Origin of the sequence: Subtercola frigoramans, from assembly GCF_016907385.1 — a bacterium.
Lineage (GTDB): Bacteria > Actinomycetota > Actinomycetes > Actinomycetales > Microbacteriaceae > Subtercola > Subtercola frigoramans.
Map to the genome: position 1 here is coordinate 1,588,995 of NZ_JAFBBU010000001.1, position 14,283 is coordinate 1,603,277.

At 65.1% G+C, this 14,283-nt stretch carries 16 protein-coding genes; 9 read left to right on the top strand and 7 right to left on the bottom strand.

What is annotated here, in order from left to right:
- Nucleotides 1–143: 143 nt before the first annotated feature.
- Nucleotides 144–1,469 (bottom strand): bifunctional o-acetylhomoserine/o-acetylserine sulfhydrylase, encoded by a 1,326-nt coding sequence (locus tag JOE66_RS07510; protein WP_205108165.1) that lies wholly within the window; start codon nucleotides 1,467–1,469, stop codon nucleotides 144–146.
- A gap of 206 nt (nucleotides 1,470–1,675) precedes the next feature.
- Here JOE66_RS07510 and JOE66_RS07515 point away from each other — a divergent pair, with 206 nt between their 5' ends.
- The 6 genes from JOE66_RS07515 (at nucleotide 1,676) to JOE66_RS07540 (ending at nucleotide 6,569) form a co-directional block, all read left to right on the top strand.
- Nucleotides 1,676–2,470: an SDR family oxidoreductase gene (locus JOE66_RS07515; protein ID WP_205108167.1), complete on the top strand. Its 795-nt coding sequence runs from the start codon at nucleotides 1,676–1,678 to the stop codon at nucleotides 2,468–2,470.
- Between the two features lie 16 nt (nucleotides 2,471–2,486).
- Nucleotides 2,487–3,002: a phosphoribosyltransferase gene (locus tag JOE66_RS07520; protein WP_205108170.1), complete on the top strand. Its 516-nt coding sequence runs from the start codon at nucleotides 2,487–2,489 to the stop codon at nucleotides 3,000–3,002.
- 31 nt (nucleotides 3,003–3,033) lie between these two features.
- Complete coding sequence (locus JOE66_RS07525; RefSeq protein WP_205108172.1) at nucleotides 3,034–3,759, top strand: Type 1 glutamine amidotransferase-like domain-containing protein; 726 nt, start codon at nucleotides 3,034–3,036, stop codon at nucleotides 3,757–3,759.
- On the top strand, nucleotides 3,756–4,460 hold the full coding sequence (locus JOE66_RS07530; protein ID WP_205111731.1) for a uracil-DNA glycosylase: 705 nt from the start codon (nucleotides 3,756–3,758) through the stop codon (nucleotides 4,458–4,460). The genes JOE66_RS07525 and JOE66_RS07530 overlap by 4 nt, the downstream gene beginning before the upstream one ends.
- Before the next feature lie 64 nt (nucleotides 4,461–4,524).
- Nucleotides 4,525–5,103, top strand: a complete 579-nt coding sequence (locus JOE66_RS07535; protein ID WP_205108174.1) for a GNAT family N-acetyltransferase — start codon at nucleotides 4,525–4,527, stop codon at nucleotides 5,101–5,103.
- Nucleotides 5,104–5,123: 20 nt separating this feature from the next.
- Nucleotides 5,124–6,569, top strand: a complete 1,446-nt coding sequence (locus tag JOE66_RS07540) for an amidase (RefSeq protein ID WP_205108176.1) — start codon at nucleotides 5,124–5,126, stop codon at nucleotides 6,567–6,569.
- A 13-nt stretch (nucleotides 6,570–6,582) separates the two neighbouring features.
- On the opposite strand, the gene JOE66_RS07545 is transcribed toward JOE66_RS07540, so the two are convergent.
- The 4 genes from JOE66_RS07545 to JOE66_RS07560 all read right to left on the bottom strand — a co-directional run bounded on the left by JOE66_RS07545 (nucleotide 6,583) and on the right by JOE66_RS07560 (nucleotide 10,271).
- A complete protein-coding gene (locus tag JOE66_RS07545; protein WP_372435509.1) occupies nucleotides 6,583–6,975 on the bottom strand; it encodes a Fe-S oxidoreductase in 393 nt (130 codons plus the stop codon).
- Nucleotides 6,976–7,014: 39 nt separating this feature from the next.
- Nucleotides 7,015–8,481 carry a dihydrolipoyl dehydrogenase family protein gene (locus tag JOE66_RS07550; protein ID WP_205108178.1) on the bottom strand — a complete coding sequence of 489 codons (1,467 nt, stop codon included), beginning with the start codon at nucleotides 8,479–8,481 and terminating at the stop codon, nucleotides 7,015–7,017.
- Nucleotides 8,482–8,523: 42 nt separating this feature from the next.
- Nucleotides 8,524–9,306, bottom strand: a complete 783-nt coding sequence (locus JOE66_RS07555) for a crotonase/enoyl-CoA hydratase family protein (protein ID WP_205108180.1) — start codon at nucleotides 9,304–9,306, stop codon at nucleotides 8,524–8,526.
- A gap of 71 nt (nucleotides 9,307–9,377) precedes the next feature.
- The gene (locus JOE66_RS07560) at nucleotides 9,378–10,271 is read right to left on the bottom strand and encodes an arginase family protein (RefSeq protein ID WP_307827107.1); all 894 of its coding nucleotides are present in this window, start codon (nucleotides 10,269–10,271) and stop codon (nucleotides 9,378–9,380) included.
- Nucleotides 10,272–10,460: 189 nt separating this feature from the next.
- On the opposite strand from JOE66_RS07560, the gene JOE66_RS07565 reads away from it, so the two are divergent.
- A complete protein-coding gene (locus JOE66_RS07565) occupies nucleotides 10,461–11,213 on the top strand; it encodes a gamma-glutamyl-gamma-aminobutyrate hydrolase family protein (RefSeq protein ID WP_205108184.1) in 753 nt (250 codons plus the stop codon).
- A 65-nt stretch (nucleotides 11,214–11,278) separates the two neighbouring features.
- Here the strand turns inward: JOE66_RS07565 and JOE66_RS07570 are convergent, their stop codons facing one another.
- On the bottom strand, nucleotides 11,279–11,437 hold the full coding sequence (locus tag JOE66_RS07570; RefSeq protein WP_205108187.1) for a hypothetical protein: 159 nt from the start codon (nucleotides 11,435–11,437) through the stop codon (nucleotides 11,279–11,281).
- Nucleotides 11,438–12,426: 989 nt separating this feature from the next.
- Between JOE66_RS07570 and JOE66_RS07575 the strand changes: the two genes are divergently transcribed.
- Both JOE66_RS07575 and JOE66_RS07580 read left to right on the top strand, forming a co-directional pair.
- On the top strand, nucleotides 12,427–12,600 hold the full coding sequence (locus JOE66_RS07575) for a hypothetical protein (RefSeq protein WP_205108189.1): 174 nt from the start codon (nucleotides 12,427–12,429) through the stop codon (nucleotides 12,598–12,600).
- Nucleotides 12,601–12,923: 323 nt separating this feature from the next.
- Entirely contained in the window at nucleotides 12,924–13,424 is a 501-nt protein-coding gene (locus JOE66_RS07580) for an alpha/beta hydrolase family protein (RefSeq protein WP_205108191.1), read from the top strand.
- On the opposite strand, the gene JOE66_RS07585 is transcribed toward JOE66_RS07580, so the two are convergent.
- A complete protein-coding gene (locus JOE66_RS07585) occupies nucleotides 13,395–14,258 on the bottom strand; it encodes a glycosyltransferase family 8 protein (RefSeq protein ID WP_205108193.1) in 864 nt (287 codons plus the stop codon). The two genes, JOE66_RS07580 and JOE66_RS07585, sit on opposite strands and share 30 nt — an antisense overlap.
- Nucleotides 14,259–14,283: the final 25 nt, after the last annotated feature.

The window sequence follows — 14,283 nt, forward strand, 5'->3', positions numbered from 1 at the left end:
AAGAAAGAGGTGGCCGGGCGACTGTTACGTCACCCGGCCACCTCACGATCGCTGGTTGAGTAGCTGCGCAACAGCGTATCGAAGCCCCCCACGCCCAGTGAAATCCTGGTGTGTGGGGGCTTCGGTGTGCTCAAGCAGCGTTATTACAGCGCGTTCGCCCGAGCGACCTCGCGTGCAGCGGCAAGGCCGGCCGCGAGGTCTGCCTTGATGTCGGCGATGTTCTCGAGGCCCACAGAGAGGCGCACGAGGCCCGGTGTGACACCGGAGGTGAGCTGCTGCTCCGGCGTGAGCTGGGAGTGCGTCGTCGATGCCGGGTGGATCACGAGGCTCCGCACGTCACCGATGTTCGCGAGGTGCGAGAACAGGCTGAGTGTGTTGACGAGGGCGCGACCGGCATCGACACCACCCTTGAGCTCGAACGACAGCACCGCACCGACACCCTTGGGGGCGTACTTGTTGGCGGCGGCGTACCACGGGCTTGACGGGAGCCCGGCGTAGTAGACCGTTGCGACGTCCTCGTGGCTGTCGAGCCACTCCGCAACGTCCTGGGCGTTCTGCACGTGGCGCTCGATGCGCAGGCTCAGGGTCTCGATGCCCTGGATGAGCTGCCATGCGCTCGCGGGGGCGATCGATGATCCGAGGTCACGCAGAAGCTGAACGCGGGCCTTGATGATGTACGCGATGCCGTCGCCGAGCGCCTCGGTGTAGGTGACGCCGTGGTACGACTCGTCGGGTGTGGTGAGCCCCGGGAACTTCGCCGAGTTCTCGCTCCACTTGAACTTTCCGCCGTCGACGATGACGCCGCCGATGACGGTGCCGTGGCCGCCGAGGAACTTGGTGGCCGAGTGCACGATGATGTCGGCCCCGTGCTCGAACGGGCGGATCAGGTACGGGGTCGCGATCGTGTTGTCGACGATGAGCGGCACGCCGTTCTCGTGGGCGACCGTCGAGACCAGGGAGATGTCGAGGATGTTGATCTTCGGGTTTCCGATGGTCTCAGCGAAGAACAGCTTGGTGTTCGGGCGTACTGCCCTCGACCACTCTTCCGCGTCGTCCTGGTTCTCGACGAAGGTGGTCTCGATGCCGAGTTTGGCAAGCGTGTACTTGAACAGGTTGTACGTTCCGCCGTAGATCGAGGCGCTCGACACGATGTGGTCGCCGGCCTGGGCGATGTTCAGAACGGCGAAAGTCTCTGCGGCCTGGCCCGAAGCGACCAGCAGCGCTGCTGTTCCGCCTTCGAGCGCTGCAACTCGCTCCTCGACCACGTTCTGGGTCGGGTTCTGGATGCGCGTGTAGATGTTGCCGAATTCGGCGAGAGCGAAGAGGTTCTTCGCGTGGTCGGCGTTGTTGAAGACATACGACGTGGTCTGGTAGATCGGCGTCGCGCGCGCGTTTGTCACCGGGTCAGGCGCAGCACCACTGTGGATCTGTTTGGTTTCGAACTGCCAGTCGGCGGAATTGTCGGTCATCTGAGGTGTCCTTCGAGTTCTGGGGAGGAGGGCTGGGTGAACGCAGGGAGACGAAACGGTGCGCTCTCTCTGTCGTAACAGTAGGCACCCGCGAAGGTAGCGTCAACGAGGAATGCAATACGGGGTAACGAGAACGAAATACCATCTCCGCTAGCGTTGTTGCACAGAGTGCCTCTCCTGCCACCAGTCACAGAAAGCGGATCCCCGTGCCCCAGCAAAATCGTCGTGCCGTCGTCACCGGAGCGAGTTCGGGTATCGGTGCCGCCACAGTGCGCCGGCTCCGCGCTCACGGGTGGCCGGTGGTGGCCGTGGCACGCCGTGAAGACCGGCTGCGTGCGCTCGCCGAAGAGACGGGGGCGACGTTCTTCGTCGCCGACCTGACCGTCCAGGCCGATGTGGATGCCCTGGCAGTCCATCTCGCCGAAACCGGTGGAGTGAGCACACTGGTCAACAACGCCGGCGGGGCCGTCGGGCTCGACACCGTCGAGCACGGCAGTATCGCGGACTGGCAGTGGATGTTCGAGATCAACGTCATCGCCGTGAAGCGCGTCATCACGGCCCTGCTTCCGCTGCTTCGTGCCTCTGTCTCCGGCGTGCCAACGGGGGAGGGTGTTGCCGACATCCTCACGGTCTCCTCGATCGCGGGTCACATCGCCTACGAGAAGGGCGGCGGATACAACGCAGCAAAGTTCGCCGTGGCGGCCATGATGGACGTTCTGCGGCTCGAACTGAGTGGCGAACCCATTCGTGTTCTCGAGATAGCGCCTGGCATGGTGCACACCGACGAGTTCTCGCTGGTGAGGTTCAGGGGCGATCAGGCTGCTGCCGACGCGGTCTACGCAGGGGTTCCGAACCCGCTGACCGCAGACGATGTTGCCGAGACCATCGTGACGATGGTCGAGTTGGCTCCACATATCAGCCTCGACCTGGTCGTGATCAAGCCGGTCGCGCAGTCGGCTGCGTACAAGGTGCACCGTGGCCCCCTCGAAGTGAAGCAATAACCGGTAGTTTTGACCAATGGCCGAGAGTACAGAAGCACCTGAAACCGTCGTCGTCGAAGAAACCCCCGAGCGCGAGGTGCTGGGGTGGCTGGAGTTCGGCGAAGCGTCACGGGTTCTCGCAACAAGCGTGCTCGAGAGCGGGTTCGTGCCCGACTTCGTGATCGCCATCGCCCGCGGCGGCCTCCTGCCCGCCGGCGCCCTGGCCTACGCCACCGGAACCAAGAGCTGCGGGAGCCTGAACGTGGAGTTCTATTCCGATATCGAGACGACACTGCCTGAGCCGATCATCCTGCCGCCGATGCTCGACAACACCGCATTGATCGGCAAGAACATCCTGCTGGTCGACGATGTCGCCGACTCGGGGCGCACGCTTGCCCTTGTGGTCGGACTGCTGACGAAGATCGGCGTCACGGTGAAGACGGCGACGCTGTACGCCAAGCCGCGATCGGTGATCGAACCTGACTTCTACTGGCGCAAGACCGACCGGTGGATCGTCTTCCCGTGGTCGGCCCACCCGCCGGTGACGGTATGACGCGCAGGGCCTCGGGTTCGGGGATGCCCCGGTGAGCATCCATCTTGTCGGCGGAGGCTGGCCCCCGGAAGACGACGGGGCCGTGTACCGGGAATTCCTGTCGGAAAGCGCCGAACGCGCCCTGCAGGCGGGCCGGCTCGAGGGCCCGCGGATTGCCCTGGTTCTCGTGCGAGACGGCGACGGGCCAGAGAAATATGCGGCTCTTCTCGCGTCTCTCGAACTTCTCACCGAACTCCAGCCGGTACCCGTGCTCATCGCGGAGGGCGAGACCGTCAGTCCGACACAGCTCGCCGACGTCGACGGCATCCTGGTCTGGGGTGGCCTCACTCCTGCCTACCGGGACAGCCTCGACCCGGCATTCGGCGAGATCCGGCGCCAGGTCTCGTCGGGTGTGCCCTACCTCGGCTTCTCTGCCGGTGCTGCGATTGCGGCAGACCGGGCGTTGCTGGGTGGCTGGAAGATCGGGGAGGTCGAAGTGTCACCGCACGACGCGGCCGAAGATCTTGAGGAGATCACCATGGGCGAGGGCATCGGGCTCATCGACCTCGCCGTCGACGTGCACGCAGCCCAGTGGGGCACCCTGTCCCGGCTCGTCGCGGCAACGGAAGCCGGCCTCGTCGAGAGTGGCATCGCCATCGACGAACACACGGCCCTGGTCATCGGCGAGGGCCCGCTCAGGGTCGTCGGCCGGGGCAGTGTGTGGACCGTGACCACCGAGGGCGGCGGAGTGCGGGTTGCGACGATGGGCGCGAACTGAGCCCCGCTGGCTCGTCGCTTGACGAACTGGTTTCGCGAGGACTGATCGACACAGGCTGGGCGGCAGCCCTTGAACCGGTGGCTGCGCAGATCCGGCAACTGGGCGATTTTCTGCGAGCCGAGGTGGCGTCGGGGCGCGGTTACCTGCCCGCTGGTGACGACGTGTTCCGGGCGTTCCGATTCCCGTTCGACGAGGTTCGGGTTCTCGTCGTGGGGCAGGATCCCTACCCCACCCCCGGGCACCCGATCGGCCTGTCGTTCGCGGTCGACCAGCGGGTGAGGCCGCTGCCCCGGAGCCTTCAGAACATCTTTCGGGAGCTGGGCGACGACCTCGGCGAGCCCTCGGCCGTGCACGGCGATCTCACGGCGTGGTCGCGGCACGGTGTGATGCTGCTCAACCGGGTGCTGACCGTGCAACCGGGCCAGGCGGCCTCGCACCGCGGTAAAGGCTGGGAGGCGGTGACCGACCAGGCGATCAGGGCCCTGGTCGCACGGCAGACTCCGCTTGTCGTCATCCTCTGGGGCAAGGATGCCGCCACGCTTCGGCCGCTTCTCGGCGAGGTGCCGGTGATCGAGTCTGCGCATCCGAGTCCGCTCTCGGCCTACCGTGGCTTCTTCGGTTCGCGGCCGTTCAGCAGAGCCAACGCGTTGTTGCTCGAGCAGGGTGCGGCACCGATCGACTGGTCGCTCGACGGCCGGTGACGTGCATCCTGACGCTGGTGAAGCCCACAAGCCAACCCGGGCGGTTGCCCATTAGGCTTCTGGCATGCTTGAAGAGGAATATCAGCCCCGGCGCCAGCTGCCTGTTCACCTGCGCCCCCCGGTTCAACCCGAGCCGGTGTTCGAGTTCACGATCCGCGATGCGACCCTCGCCGACATGCCCTACGTGCGCGAGATCTACAACCACTACGTGGCCAACACGGTCGTGACGTTCGATGAAGACGCGATGACCCTCAAGGAGTGGCGCACGAAGTTCAGCTGGGTCTCCAAGCTCAACATGCCGTTCCTGGTGGCGGTCTCGCCGACCTCGACCGTGCTCGGGTTCGCCTACGTCTCCCCGTGGAAGCAGAAGGCCGCCTATCGGCGAACCGTCGAGGATTCGATCTACCTCGGGCCGGCGGCCACGGGCAAGGGTCTCGGCAAGGCCCTCATGAAGGAGCTCCTCGCGCGCTCCAAGGCCGCGGGCATCAAGGAGGTCCTCGCGGTGATTGTCGACAAGGGCGCCGAAGGTTCGATCAGGCTCCACGAGAGTTTCGGTTTCGTCGAAGTCGGCAGGCTCGGCAAGGTCGGCTTCAAATTCAACCGCTGGCTCGGCACGGTTCTCCTGCAGAAGCACCTGAAGTAGCTCGAAGAGACGACATTCGCATGGCTGAGATTTACGATCTGTCGGCGCTCGAGCTCTGGCAGCTGCTGCAGAAGGGCGAGGCCTCGCCCACCGAGGTGACAGCGCACTATCTGAAACGCATCGAGAAGCTGAACCCCGGGCTCGGGGCCCTTCACGAGGTGACCGCCGAGTTGGCTCTCGCGCGAGCCCGACACGTTGAAGAGAACGTGCCGCGCACGACGACGCTCTGGGGGCTGCCCTTCGCCGACAAGGACCTCGTGCGGCGCAAAGGCGTGCGCACCACCTTCGGCTCACGCCTGTTCGCCGACCACGTGCCAGAGGAGAGCGACGAGATCGCCGAGGTGCTCGACGCGGCAGGAGCGATCAGCCTCGGAAAATCCGCGACACCGGAGTTCGGCCTGCCGAGCTACACCGAGAACCTCGTGGCTCCGCCGGCCCGTAATCCCTATGACACAGCGCGTGGGCCAGGCGGTTCGAGCGGGGGAGCTGCCGTCGCTGTGGCCGCCGGAATGCTGCCCTTCGCTCCCGGCTCCGACGGCGGCGGGTCGATTCGCATCCCCGCCGCCGCGACCGGCCTGGTCGGCCTGAAGCCCTCGCGCGGTCTCATCCCCGCCGCGTCGGGTATCGGTACTCTGGCGGGTCTCGCCGTCGGCGGGCCACTGGCCCGGTCGGTGACGGATGCTGCGCTGCTGCTCGACGGAATGATCGCCCCGAGCGGCGGCACTCCGCACCATCACTTTGCGCTGAGGGCCCCCGAGAACCACGACGGGCCCTACCTCGGAGCCGCTATCCGTGGCGAAGGTCGTTTTCAGCTGGGAGTGCTGCTGGATTCCCCGTGGTCAGACGCCTACGAGATCACCCTCGATCCTGACGTGATCGAGACGTTCGAACAGACCGTGGCTCTGCTCTCTGACCTCGGGCATGGCGTCGAAGAGCTGTCGCTCCTGCCTTCGCCAGAGTATGCCCCCGCCTTCCGCACGATCTGGCAGGCCGGGGCCGCGTCGATCCCGGCAGACGCCTCGAACGAACACCTGCTCGAGCCCCTCACCCGGTGGCTTCTTCATCGCGGCCGTTCATTGAGCGCCGCAGAACTGTCGGCCGCACTGGGTGTTCTTTCGGGCTTCGAGCGGTCGATCATCCGGCAGTTCGACTCGTTCGACGCCGTTCTCACTCCAACCCTCGCGTTCCCTCCGCGCACGATCGGGTGGTTCGACAGCGTCGATGCCGAGAAGAACTTCGCCCAGCAGGTGCAGTACACGCCGTTCACCTCATTCGTGAACGTGAGTGGGCTGCCGGCGATCACGCTCCCGGTCGGCGAGACGCGGGCGGTCGCTGAGGGGCTCCCGGGTCTGCCCATCGGGGTGCAGCTCATCGGCCGACCAGGAGGCGAAGCCACACTCTTCTCCCTCGGGCGCCAACTGGAGCGTGTGCTTCGCTGGGAAATCCGTCACCCGCCGCAGTGGTGAGCGAGCGAGCGGTTCAGCCGTAGCCGCCCTTCTCGAGCCCGGCTTCGATCTCGAATCGGTTTTTCAGGGGGTCGCGCCCGGCGAGAAAGTAGGCCAACGGGAAGGTGAGGCCGTATTTCTTCCACTGCAGCCGATGAATGGCTTCGTGTTCGAGCACGGTCGGCGAGTCGTTCGTGTCGGTCAGGTAGACCCCGCCGATGCACGATCCGCCGCGCGAGAACGACCCGGGCGGCATTCCGGTGAAGACGAACAGGCCGTCGACCCGGCGGATGCGGCCGGTGCTGAGCACAGCCCCCCACACAATGCCGACCAGCGTCGCGTAGAGGTACCCTGCTGCCGCGAGCGGCGGGGCAAGAAGGATGGGCCTGATGATCGCGACCACCAGTCGCCGGAGGGGAGCGGGCACGAGTGAGCGCAGGGATGCTGGCAGTGGTGTTGGCACGGTCTAGAAACTCGACGTATCCCGGCCATACGTCTCGAGCAGACGCAGCCAGACCTCGCTGAGCGTGGGGTACGACGGTACCGCGTGCCAGAGCCTGTTGAGGGGCACTTCACCGACCACGGCGATGGTGGCGGAGTGCAGCAGCTCGGCGACGCCCTGCCCGACGAACGTCACGCCCAGGATGACCTGCCGGTCTTCATCGACGATCATGCGTGCCTGGCCGGAGTAGTTCTCGCTGGTCACACTCGCCCCTGCGACGTTGCCGATCTCGTAGTCGACGGCGCGCACAGAATAGCCCGCCTTCTGCGCGGCCGCGAGTGTCAGGCCGACGGAGGCGACCTCCGGGTCGGTGAAGGTCACCTGGGGCACAGACTCATGATCTGCCGTCGCGACATGGGCGCCCCACGGTTCGATCGAGAGGCGTTTGCCGAGCGCGCGGGCCGCGATGACGTCTCCTGCGGCCCTGGCCTGGTACTTGCCCTGGTGGGTGAGCAGCGCGCGATGCGTCACATCTCCGGTGGCATAGAGCCACTCACCCGAGAGGGGAGCGCCGTCTTCGCCGACGACGAGCATCGTGTCGTCGGTCGGCAGCCAGCTGTGCGGCTCGAGGCCGATCGTCTCGAGCCCGAGGTCACCGGTGTTCGGCGTTCGGCCGACGGCCACCAGAAGCTCGTCCACAACGAGTTCTGTGCCGCCCACTACCAGGGTCACCTCGCCGCCGGCGCCGTCTCGCGAGACAGACGTCGGGGAGGCCCCCAGTTGCACGTCGACGCCCAGCGCGAGCAGGGCATCCTTCACCCGCTCGCCGGCGAACGGCTCCAGGTTGCTGAGCAGTGCACCTCGTGAAAGCAGAGTCACCTTCGATCCGAGTGAGGCGTAGGCGGTCGCCATCTCGCAGCCCACCACGCCGCCACCGAGGATGGCGAGCCGTGCCGGGATCTCCTGGGTGCTCGTCGCTTCGCGGCTGGTCCAGGGGGCTGCTCCAGCCAACCCGGGGATGTCGGGCAGCAGTGCGGCAGAACCGGTCGAGACCGCGACGGCGTGGCGGGCCGTGAGTTGTGTCACCGCGCCCCGGGCATCCGTCAGCGACAGCGCTTTGGGGCCCGTGAACCGCGCGAAACCGCGCAGCAGCGTGATGCCCGCGCCGGCGACCCACTCGGCCTGGCCGTCGTCGCTCCAGTTGCTGGCGATGCTGTTGCGCTGCTCGAGCACGGCACGCACGTCGATCTGGCCGGTGACGGCCTCTCGTGCCCCAGACACGTTCTGGGCGGCGCGGACGGCCGCACCGCTTCTCAGCAGCGCCTTCGACGGCATGCATGCCCAATACGAACACTCGCCGCCGACCAGCTCGGCTTCGACCAGTGCGACGCTGAGCCCTCCCTGCACGGCCCGGTCGGCGACGTTCTCACCGATCGCACCCCCGCCGATCACGATCAGGTCGAATGTTGTCTCTTCTGGTGAAGCGGTCATTGGTGCCCTTTCGGTCCAGGGTCGCAGAACCCTGATTCCACACTACCGACCGACGAACTCGGCAGGCTTTCTTTGCACGAAGGCTTGCATTCCGATCACGGAGTCCTCGCTGCCGACCAGCCTCACGAGCTCCGGCTGAAGTTCGCGTTCGGCTTCGGCATCGCCCGATCGCACGGCGAGGTGGGCATTGGCGAGCACGGCCTGAACGGCGAGCGGCGCCTGGGCGGCGACGCGACTCGCGAGTTCGAGAGCCCGGGCAAACTGCTCGCCGTCGGGCACAACCTCCTGCACCAGGCCGATGCGATGAGCTTCGGCGGCGTCGAAAAGGTCGCCGGTGAGCATCCATCGCATGGCATTGCCCCAGCCGACGGCGCGCGGGAACCTCAGGGTGGCGCCGCCGAAGGGCAGGATGCCCCGCGAGACCTCGATCTGACCGAACCGGGTCGAGGCAGCGGCGACGGCGATGTCGCTGGCAAGTACCAGTTCGATGCCGAGGGTGAGGCAGGTGCCCTGAACGGCCATGACCACTGGTTTGCTGAGGTAGCGGCCCTCGAGCTGCCAGGGGTTGATGCCGCCCTCGACCACGTAGTCGAGACCGTCGGGGCCGATGCGTGGGCCGATGTCGGCCAGGTCGAGTCCTGCGGTGAAGTGGTCACCGACCGCGTGCACGAGGCCGACCCGCAGTTCGGGGTCATGCTCGAGTTCGCCGTAGGCCGCGGCGAGCTCCTCAAGAAGGGCGAGATCGGCGGCGTTGCGCTTCTCTGGCCGGTTGAGGCCGATGAGAAGAATGGGGCCTCGGCGTTCGACGGTGATACGCGTGTTCATGCATCGATGCTACGTCGAACTCGGGGCCGGGACCTGTCAGCCCCGCTGCCAGGCCAGTTGGGGCGGCCGGGCTACAGGGGCCGGGTCAGCGCCGAGATGATGCGGAGCACCGCAGAAAGGTCGTCAGCGGCCGTATCGGGGCTCGACGGCGCGAACTGCGTGATTCCGGCGCCGACGAGGGTGAAGCGCCGGCGAACCGCCGTGATGTTCTCCACCAGTGCTGCCACCGTGAGGCCGAAGGGCTCCGGGTAGCTGATGCCGGCGATCTCGGCCGGGTCGAGCACGTCGAGGTCGATGTGCAGGTACACCGAGGACGCACCGGTCGACTCGACGGCCGCAACCAGCGCATCGCCGCGTTCGAGGTCTTCGCTCTGCTGGAGCTGGTCGACGGTGACGAGCCGGATCGCCTTCTCCTCTATGAAGGCTTCTTCGTCGTCATCGTACGATCGTGTGCCAGCCAGAACCACCCGCGAAGCGTTCAGCGTCTCGCCAGCAGTGGGCACCAGCAACTTTGCCCCGTCGCCGAGCAGTGTGCGCAGCACCATGCCTGAGAACGCACCCGAGGGTGATTCCTCGGGTGTGCAGAGGTCTGCGTGGGCATCGAGCCACACCACGGCGAGGTCTGGGTGCCTGCCGACCGCGCGGGCGACGGGTGCGAGCTCCACACCGCAGTCCCCGCCGATGGTCACGACGATGCCTGGTTCGCCCTGGCCGACGCCCTCGCGCTCGCCGTCGTCAGGGTCAGCGCCGAGCGCCGCTGCAACCGCGTCACGGATGCTGAGCACCGAACTGGCCCGGTGCACCCCCGTATCCAGGCTCTCGCCGGCGCCGAGCGGCACCTCGACACGCCGAGTGACCGCCGCCGGCAGGTCCCCCGCAATCGCATCGGCACCGTCACTGAGCTGCATGGCCCGGCTCGAACCGGAACCCTGCCACTGGGGAACAACAAGAAAGGTAGCTGGCACATTCTCAGTCTGGCACGAGCGTTCGGCCAATGGGTTGCCGGGCATCCATCGCGTGTCGCACTGTCTTTGCCGGTGAGGTTTGTGACGGCGCGTTACCTGGCGACTGGCCGTGGCGCCTGTGGGGCCGTCTACTTGAATCACACACCAGCCGTGACCGACAGGCTGCCCTGCAAACGAGAAGAGCTCCGGATGCCCGACACCACCGCCACGAAGACGCTCGCCGTCGTCGAGGTGACGCGGTCTCGGCCCGACCGGCCTGAATATCACGCGTACGTCGACACCCTGAACTCGGCCGTCGTCGCCGAAGGGGAGCGGCTCGGGTATTCGGTGCTTCGCGTCGGGGCCGCAGATGTTGGCACCGAGAAGCTGCTAGAGCTCACTCGCGATGCAGACGCACTCGTCGTCATGGGCGGCGAAGACATCGACCCGAGGTTCTACGGCGCGGCGTCAGGGTATCGAGGTGAGGGCCAGCACTTCGATGTCGCCGACGAGGCGCAGATCGCTCTGGTGCGTCGCGCGCTCGAACGGCAGACCCCGCTGCTCGGCATCTGCCGGGGACTTCAGATCATCAACGTCGCCCTCGGCGGCACGCTGCTTCAAGACCTCGGCGAGCAGACCTCGCACACGAATGTCGGCGTGCCAGTCGAATCGACCATGACCCGACACGAAGTCGATCTGCGTGCGGCGAGCCGACTCGCCGGTCACTTGGGCACCACTCGGGTCGTTGTGCAGAGCGCTCACCACCAGGCGGCGGATCGCATCGGTGACGACCTGGTCGTCGTGGGAATCGCCGCCGACGGCACCCCCGAAGCGCTCGAGCACAGCTCGGCTCCCATCTACGGTGTGCAGTGGCACCCCGAAGACCCTGGCGCACCTGTTGGGCAACTCGCCCTCGTGCTCTCTGCACTGACCAGCTCTGTGGCCGCGCGCGTCGCTGCGTAAACCGACAGCGCCGCAGACGCGGCTACGGTCGCGTATCGGCCTTGCTGCTACTGCTGCGTGCTTTGTCAGCGCGTGATCGTGCCGACGACGCCGCTCGCGGCAGGCTCGGCGTGGTGCAGCTCTGCTCGTTCAGCGAGGCGCGGAATTCGCCCCATGATGAGGGCGATGGGCAGAGAGACGATTATCCAGACAGTGAGAAGAATGGCAACCAGTGCAAACATCATTGTGTGCTCCATGGGCAAGGGTAAGGATTCGGGAGTGGAGGAATGATCCGCCGAAGGGCCCGAAGGAGCCGAACCCGACGCTGGGTCACTGGTGCATTTCTCAGAGCATAACGGTCAGCTGAGTGGCGAATGACCGATTCCTGCGTGTCGCGGCCAAATTGCACAGATTTTGTTCACGGCGTGACTTTCTGACCCCGATTTGAGTGAACCTGCGCGGAATTTCCCTCACGCCGCAGGTACGGAAGGCGCGATGACCCGTCGATCGGTCACCTCGTCAGGCCCTCGATCCGAGCCACGAAACCCGTCTCGCCGGTTCTAGCTCCGTCACCCGGAAGCCGCTAATGTACTCGCACCACCTTGGGCGAACGCCAGACCCTGACGGAGTCACCACAGGGGCTCGCGTGGACATGTCCAATGGTGACGCGGCACTACGCTCAGGATTCACTGCGAGTGACGAATACTACGGACGCGCATTGCTCCGCTATCCGGCGCCATGACCACGGGTTCCCGCAACGGCCGCACACCCACGCCAATTTCCACTCCGTCGAAATTCGCTGGTCCGCTGAACGGGAGTCTGTTGTCAGCCGATAGACGGACATCTGTCTGGGCTGAGGCTAGGTTGAGACCATGAATAGGCGTGTTGGTCGGACAGTGCTCGTGATAGTCGGCGCGATTGCTCTCATCGTGGGCGCGGTGTTTGCGGGGCAGGGCGCAAATCTCATTCCGGGTAGTTCGATGACTGGTGACCGCATGTGGTTGTACATCGGACTTATTGTCGCGGCAGTCGGTATTGTCTTGATTCTGCTCGGCCTACGACGAACGCGAAGCGGCCGGAACGACGTCTGAGGCTAACCGCTGCCCACTCAGACGACAATCGATCCAGCCGAGACGGGTGGCCGACGCTGCCGCTGGCTACGCCGAATCGCGAAGAGAACGGTACGCGAGAGTATCAGTTATGAAAGCAAATCCTTCGTCGATAAACTTGGTCGATGACCGAGTACATCGAAGACTGTGACGTATACGCTGCGTCGTCGTATGCCGTCGCCGTATCACACGGGCATCGCATTACCCAGAAGGTCGATCTCAAGGCACGGGTCGATACGGAAACGGGCCAGGTCACTTTCTACGTGCCGCTGGACAAGATTGACTCCCTGCGTAAGTAGCGTCGAAGGTCATCCCTTCGCCTGTGACCGCGACCGCTCGCTGCTCCACATGACGATGCAGACGAGAAGCAGAACGAAACCCGCGACTGTGCCGATGATCTCCAACATCGAGATATTCTGAGCGACCAGACTCGGTGTCGAGATGAATAAGAACGTCGTGGCGATGAAGTACCAGATCGCTGATCCATTCGATCCGTTCTTGCCGCCGTCAGGTCTTCGACGGTCACTCTGGCGGACCCCGAGGCTATGTGTCAGCCTGAGCCTTACCGCGCCGCACTCGTCGCGGAGGGTTGCTTGGTTGAGGCTCTGCTGACAGGCCCGAAATGTTCGACGAAACCGCCGCCCGGCTCGCTGCCCGAACCCGGCTCAGCATCGAAAAAGTGGTTCTCGTGAGCCCTCCGATCTACGTTTCTCCTGAGGAACTCAGTGACAAGCTTGATCGCGACGTGATGGATTTCTACCTTCGCGCCTACAAATACGTGCGGGAAAACAAAGTGTTCACGCTCCGGCATGCCGCGATCCTCGAGCGCTTCCTTTCGATACCCAAGGCGATGGATATCAACGACCGAACCTGGACCCCGTTCGTCAAATCGCTGAAGAACTCCATCGAATCGCAGACAACCATCAGCGACCTCGCCTCCATTACGGTACCCATCGATGTCATCTACGGGAGTCTCGATGAATTCCACTCGGATGGCGTGCTCAAAATCGTTTCGCGCCAGTCAGGCGTTCGAACCCACAGAATCCTCGGCAGTGACCATCTGATCGGCAGACTCCTGGCTACGGCAACGGCCTCAGCGATCGATGGAACCCTCGTCGACTGAGGTCGGTGCGCTCAGGGTGTCAGCCATCTCCCACCAGAGTCGGGCCAGGTCGAAGTAACGATCAGAGGGGTCGAGCGGCTTCTCCCACGGCTTGTCGATGATGTAGTGGATGTTCTTGACTTTCGTCTGGTCCCAGACCGTCGGGTGTTGTTGCGGCAGGGTCTTCAGTGCGTTGTAGACATAGGGCAGGGGACGCCAGCGGTCTGCGTAGAACTCGTTCAGGAAATCTTGCTCGGCGAACGGGTAGCGTGACAGGTCCTCCACCTTCGCCAGCCGCTCGACCATGTCGGCGAGCACGGCCTCGTCGGGCGACAACGCGAGGAATCCACCGTTCAGGTAGTTGTCGGTTGCTCCCGGCTCGGTGACGTGGTCCCCACCCCGGCAGTGGGTGTAGAAGCAGTTCTCGGGCGTCCAGCTCGGCGGATAGCTTGCGATCCGGTTGGGGTTGCATCGGCAGGCGTGGCACGCAGCGATGGCTCCGTCGGCCAGATCGAGCGAGAACAGCTCATCCATGTTCTGGGTCACCAGCATGTCGGCGTCAAGAAAGACGACACGCTCGAACTCGGTGAGACCCCAGACGGCCAGCTTGGTCCACACCTCTGCGAACCGGGAGTTCGCGTAGCTGCTGGCCGAACCTCCAGCCGGGCGCAGCGGAGCCACGTCGCAGAGTAGACACCCTTCGGTTCTGAGGAGATCCCGGGTCTGGTCGTCGATCTCCTCGGTGACCATGACGACAAGGGGAGCCTCGCTGCCAGAAGCCGCCAGTGAGGCGCGCAGCGTTCGAACACCGATCACGTAGTTGGGTTGCGTCAGCAACGTCACCCAGGCGTTCATGGCAGGCGCTCCTGTCTTGGTGGCT

What these genes read in the sequence shown, in the direction of transcription:
- JOE66_RS07540 (WP_205108176.1), top strand. Translation starts at nt 5,124, where the DNA reads ATGGCTGAGATTTACGATCTGTCGGCGCTCGAGCTCTGGCAGCTGCTG.
- JOE66_RS07555 (WP_205108180.1), bottom strand. Translation starts at nt 9,306, where the DNA reads ATGAACACGCGTATCACCGTCGAACGCCGAGGCCCCATTCTTCTCATC.
- JOE66_RS07585 (WP_205108193.1), bottom strand. Translation starts at nt 14,258, where the DNA reads ATGAACGCCTGGGTGACGTTGCTGACGCAACCCAACTACGTGATCGGT.
- JOE66_RS07575 (WP_205108189.1), top strand. Translation starts at nt 12,427, where the DNA reads ATGACCGAGTACATCGAAGACTGTGACGTATACGCTGCGTCGTCGTAT.
- JOE66_RS07550 (WP_205108178.1), bottom strand. Translation starts at nt 8,481, where the DNA reads ATGACCGCTTCACCAGAAGAGACAACATTCGACCTGATCGTGATCGGC.
- JOE66_RS07535 (WP_205108174.1), top strand. Translation starts at nt 4,525, where the DNA reads ATGCTTGAAGAGGAATATCAGCCCCGGCGCCAGCTGCCTGTTCACCTG.
- JOE66_RS07565 (WP_205108184.1), top strand. Translation starts at nt 10,461, where the DNA reads ATGCCCGACACCACCGCCACGAAGACGCTCGCCGTCGTCGAGGTGACG.
- JOE66_RS07520 (WP_205108170.1), top strand. Translation starts at nt 2,487, where the DNA reads ATGGCCGAGAGTACAGAAGCACCTGAAACCGTCGTCGTCGAAGAAACC.
- JOE66_RS07510 (WP_205108165.1), bottom strand. Translation starts at nt 1,469, where the DNA reads ATGACCGACAATTCCGCCGACTGGCAGTTCGAAACCAAACAGATCCAC.
- JOE66_RS07570 (WP_205108187.1), bottom strand. Translation starts at nt 11,437, where the DNA reads ATGATGTTTGCACTGGTTGCCATTCTTCTCACTGTCTGGATAATCGTC.
- JOE66_RS07580 (WP_205108191.1), top strand. Translation starts at nt 12,924, where the DNA reads ATGTTCGACGAAACCGCCGCCCGGCTCGCTGCCCGAACCCGGCTCAGC.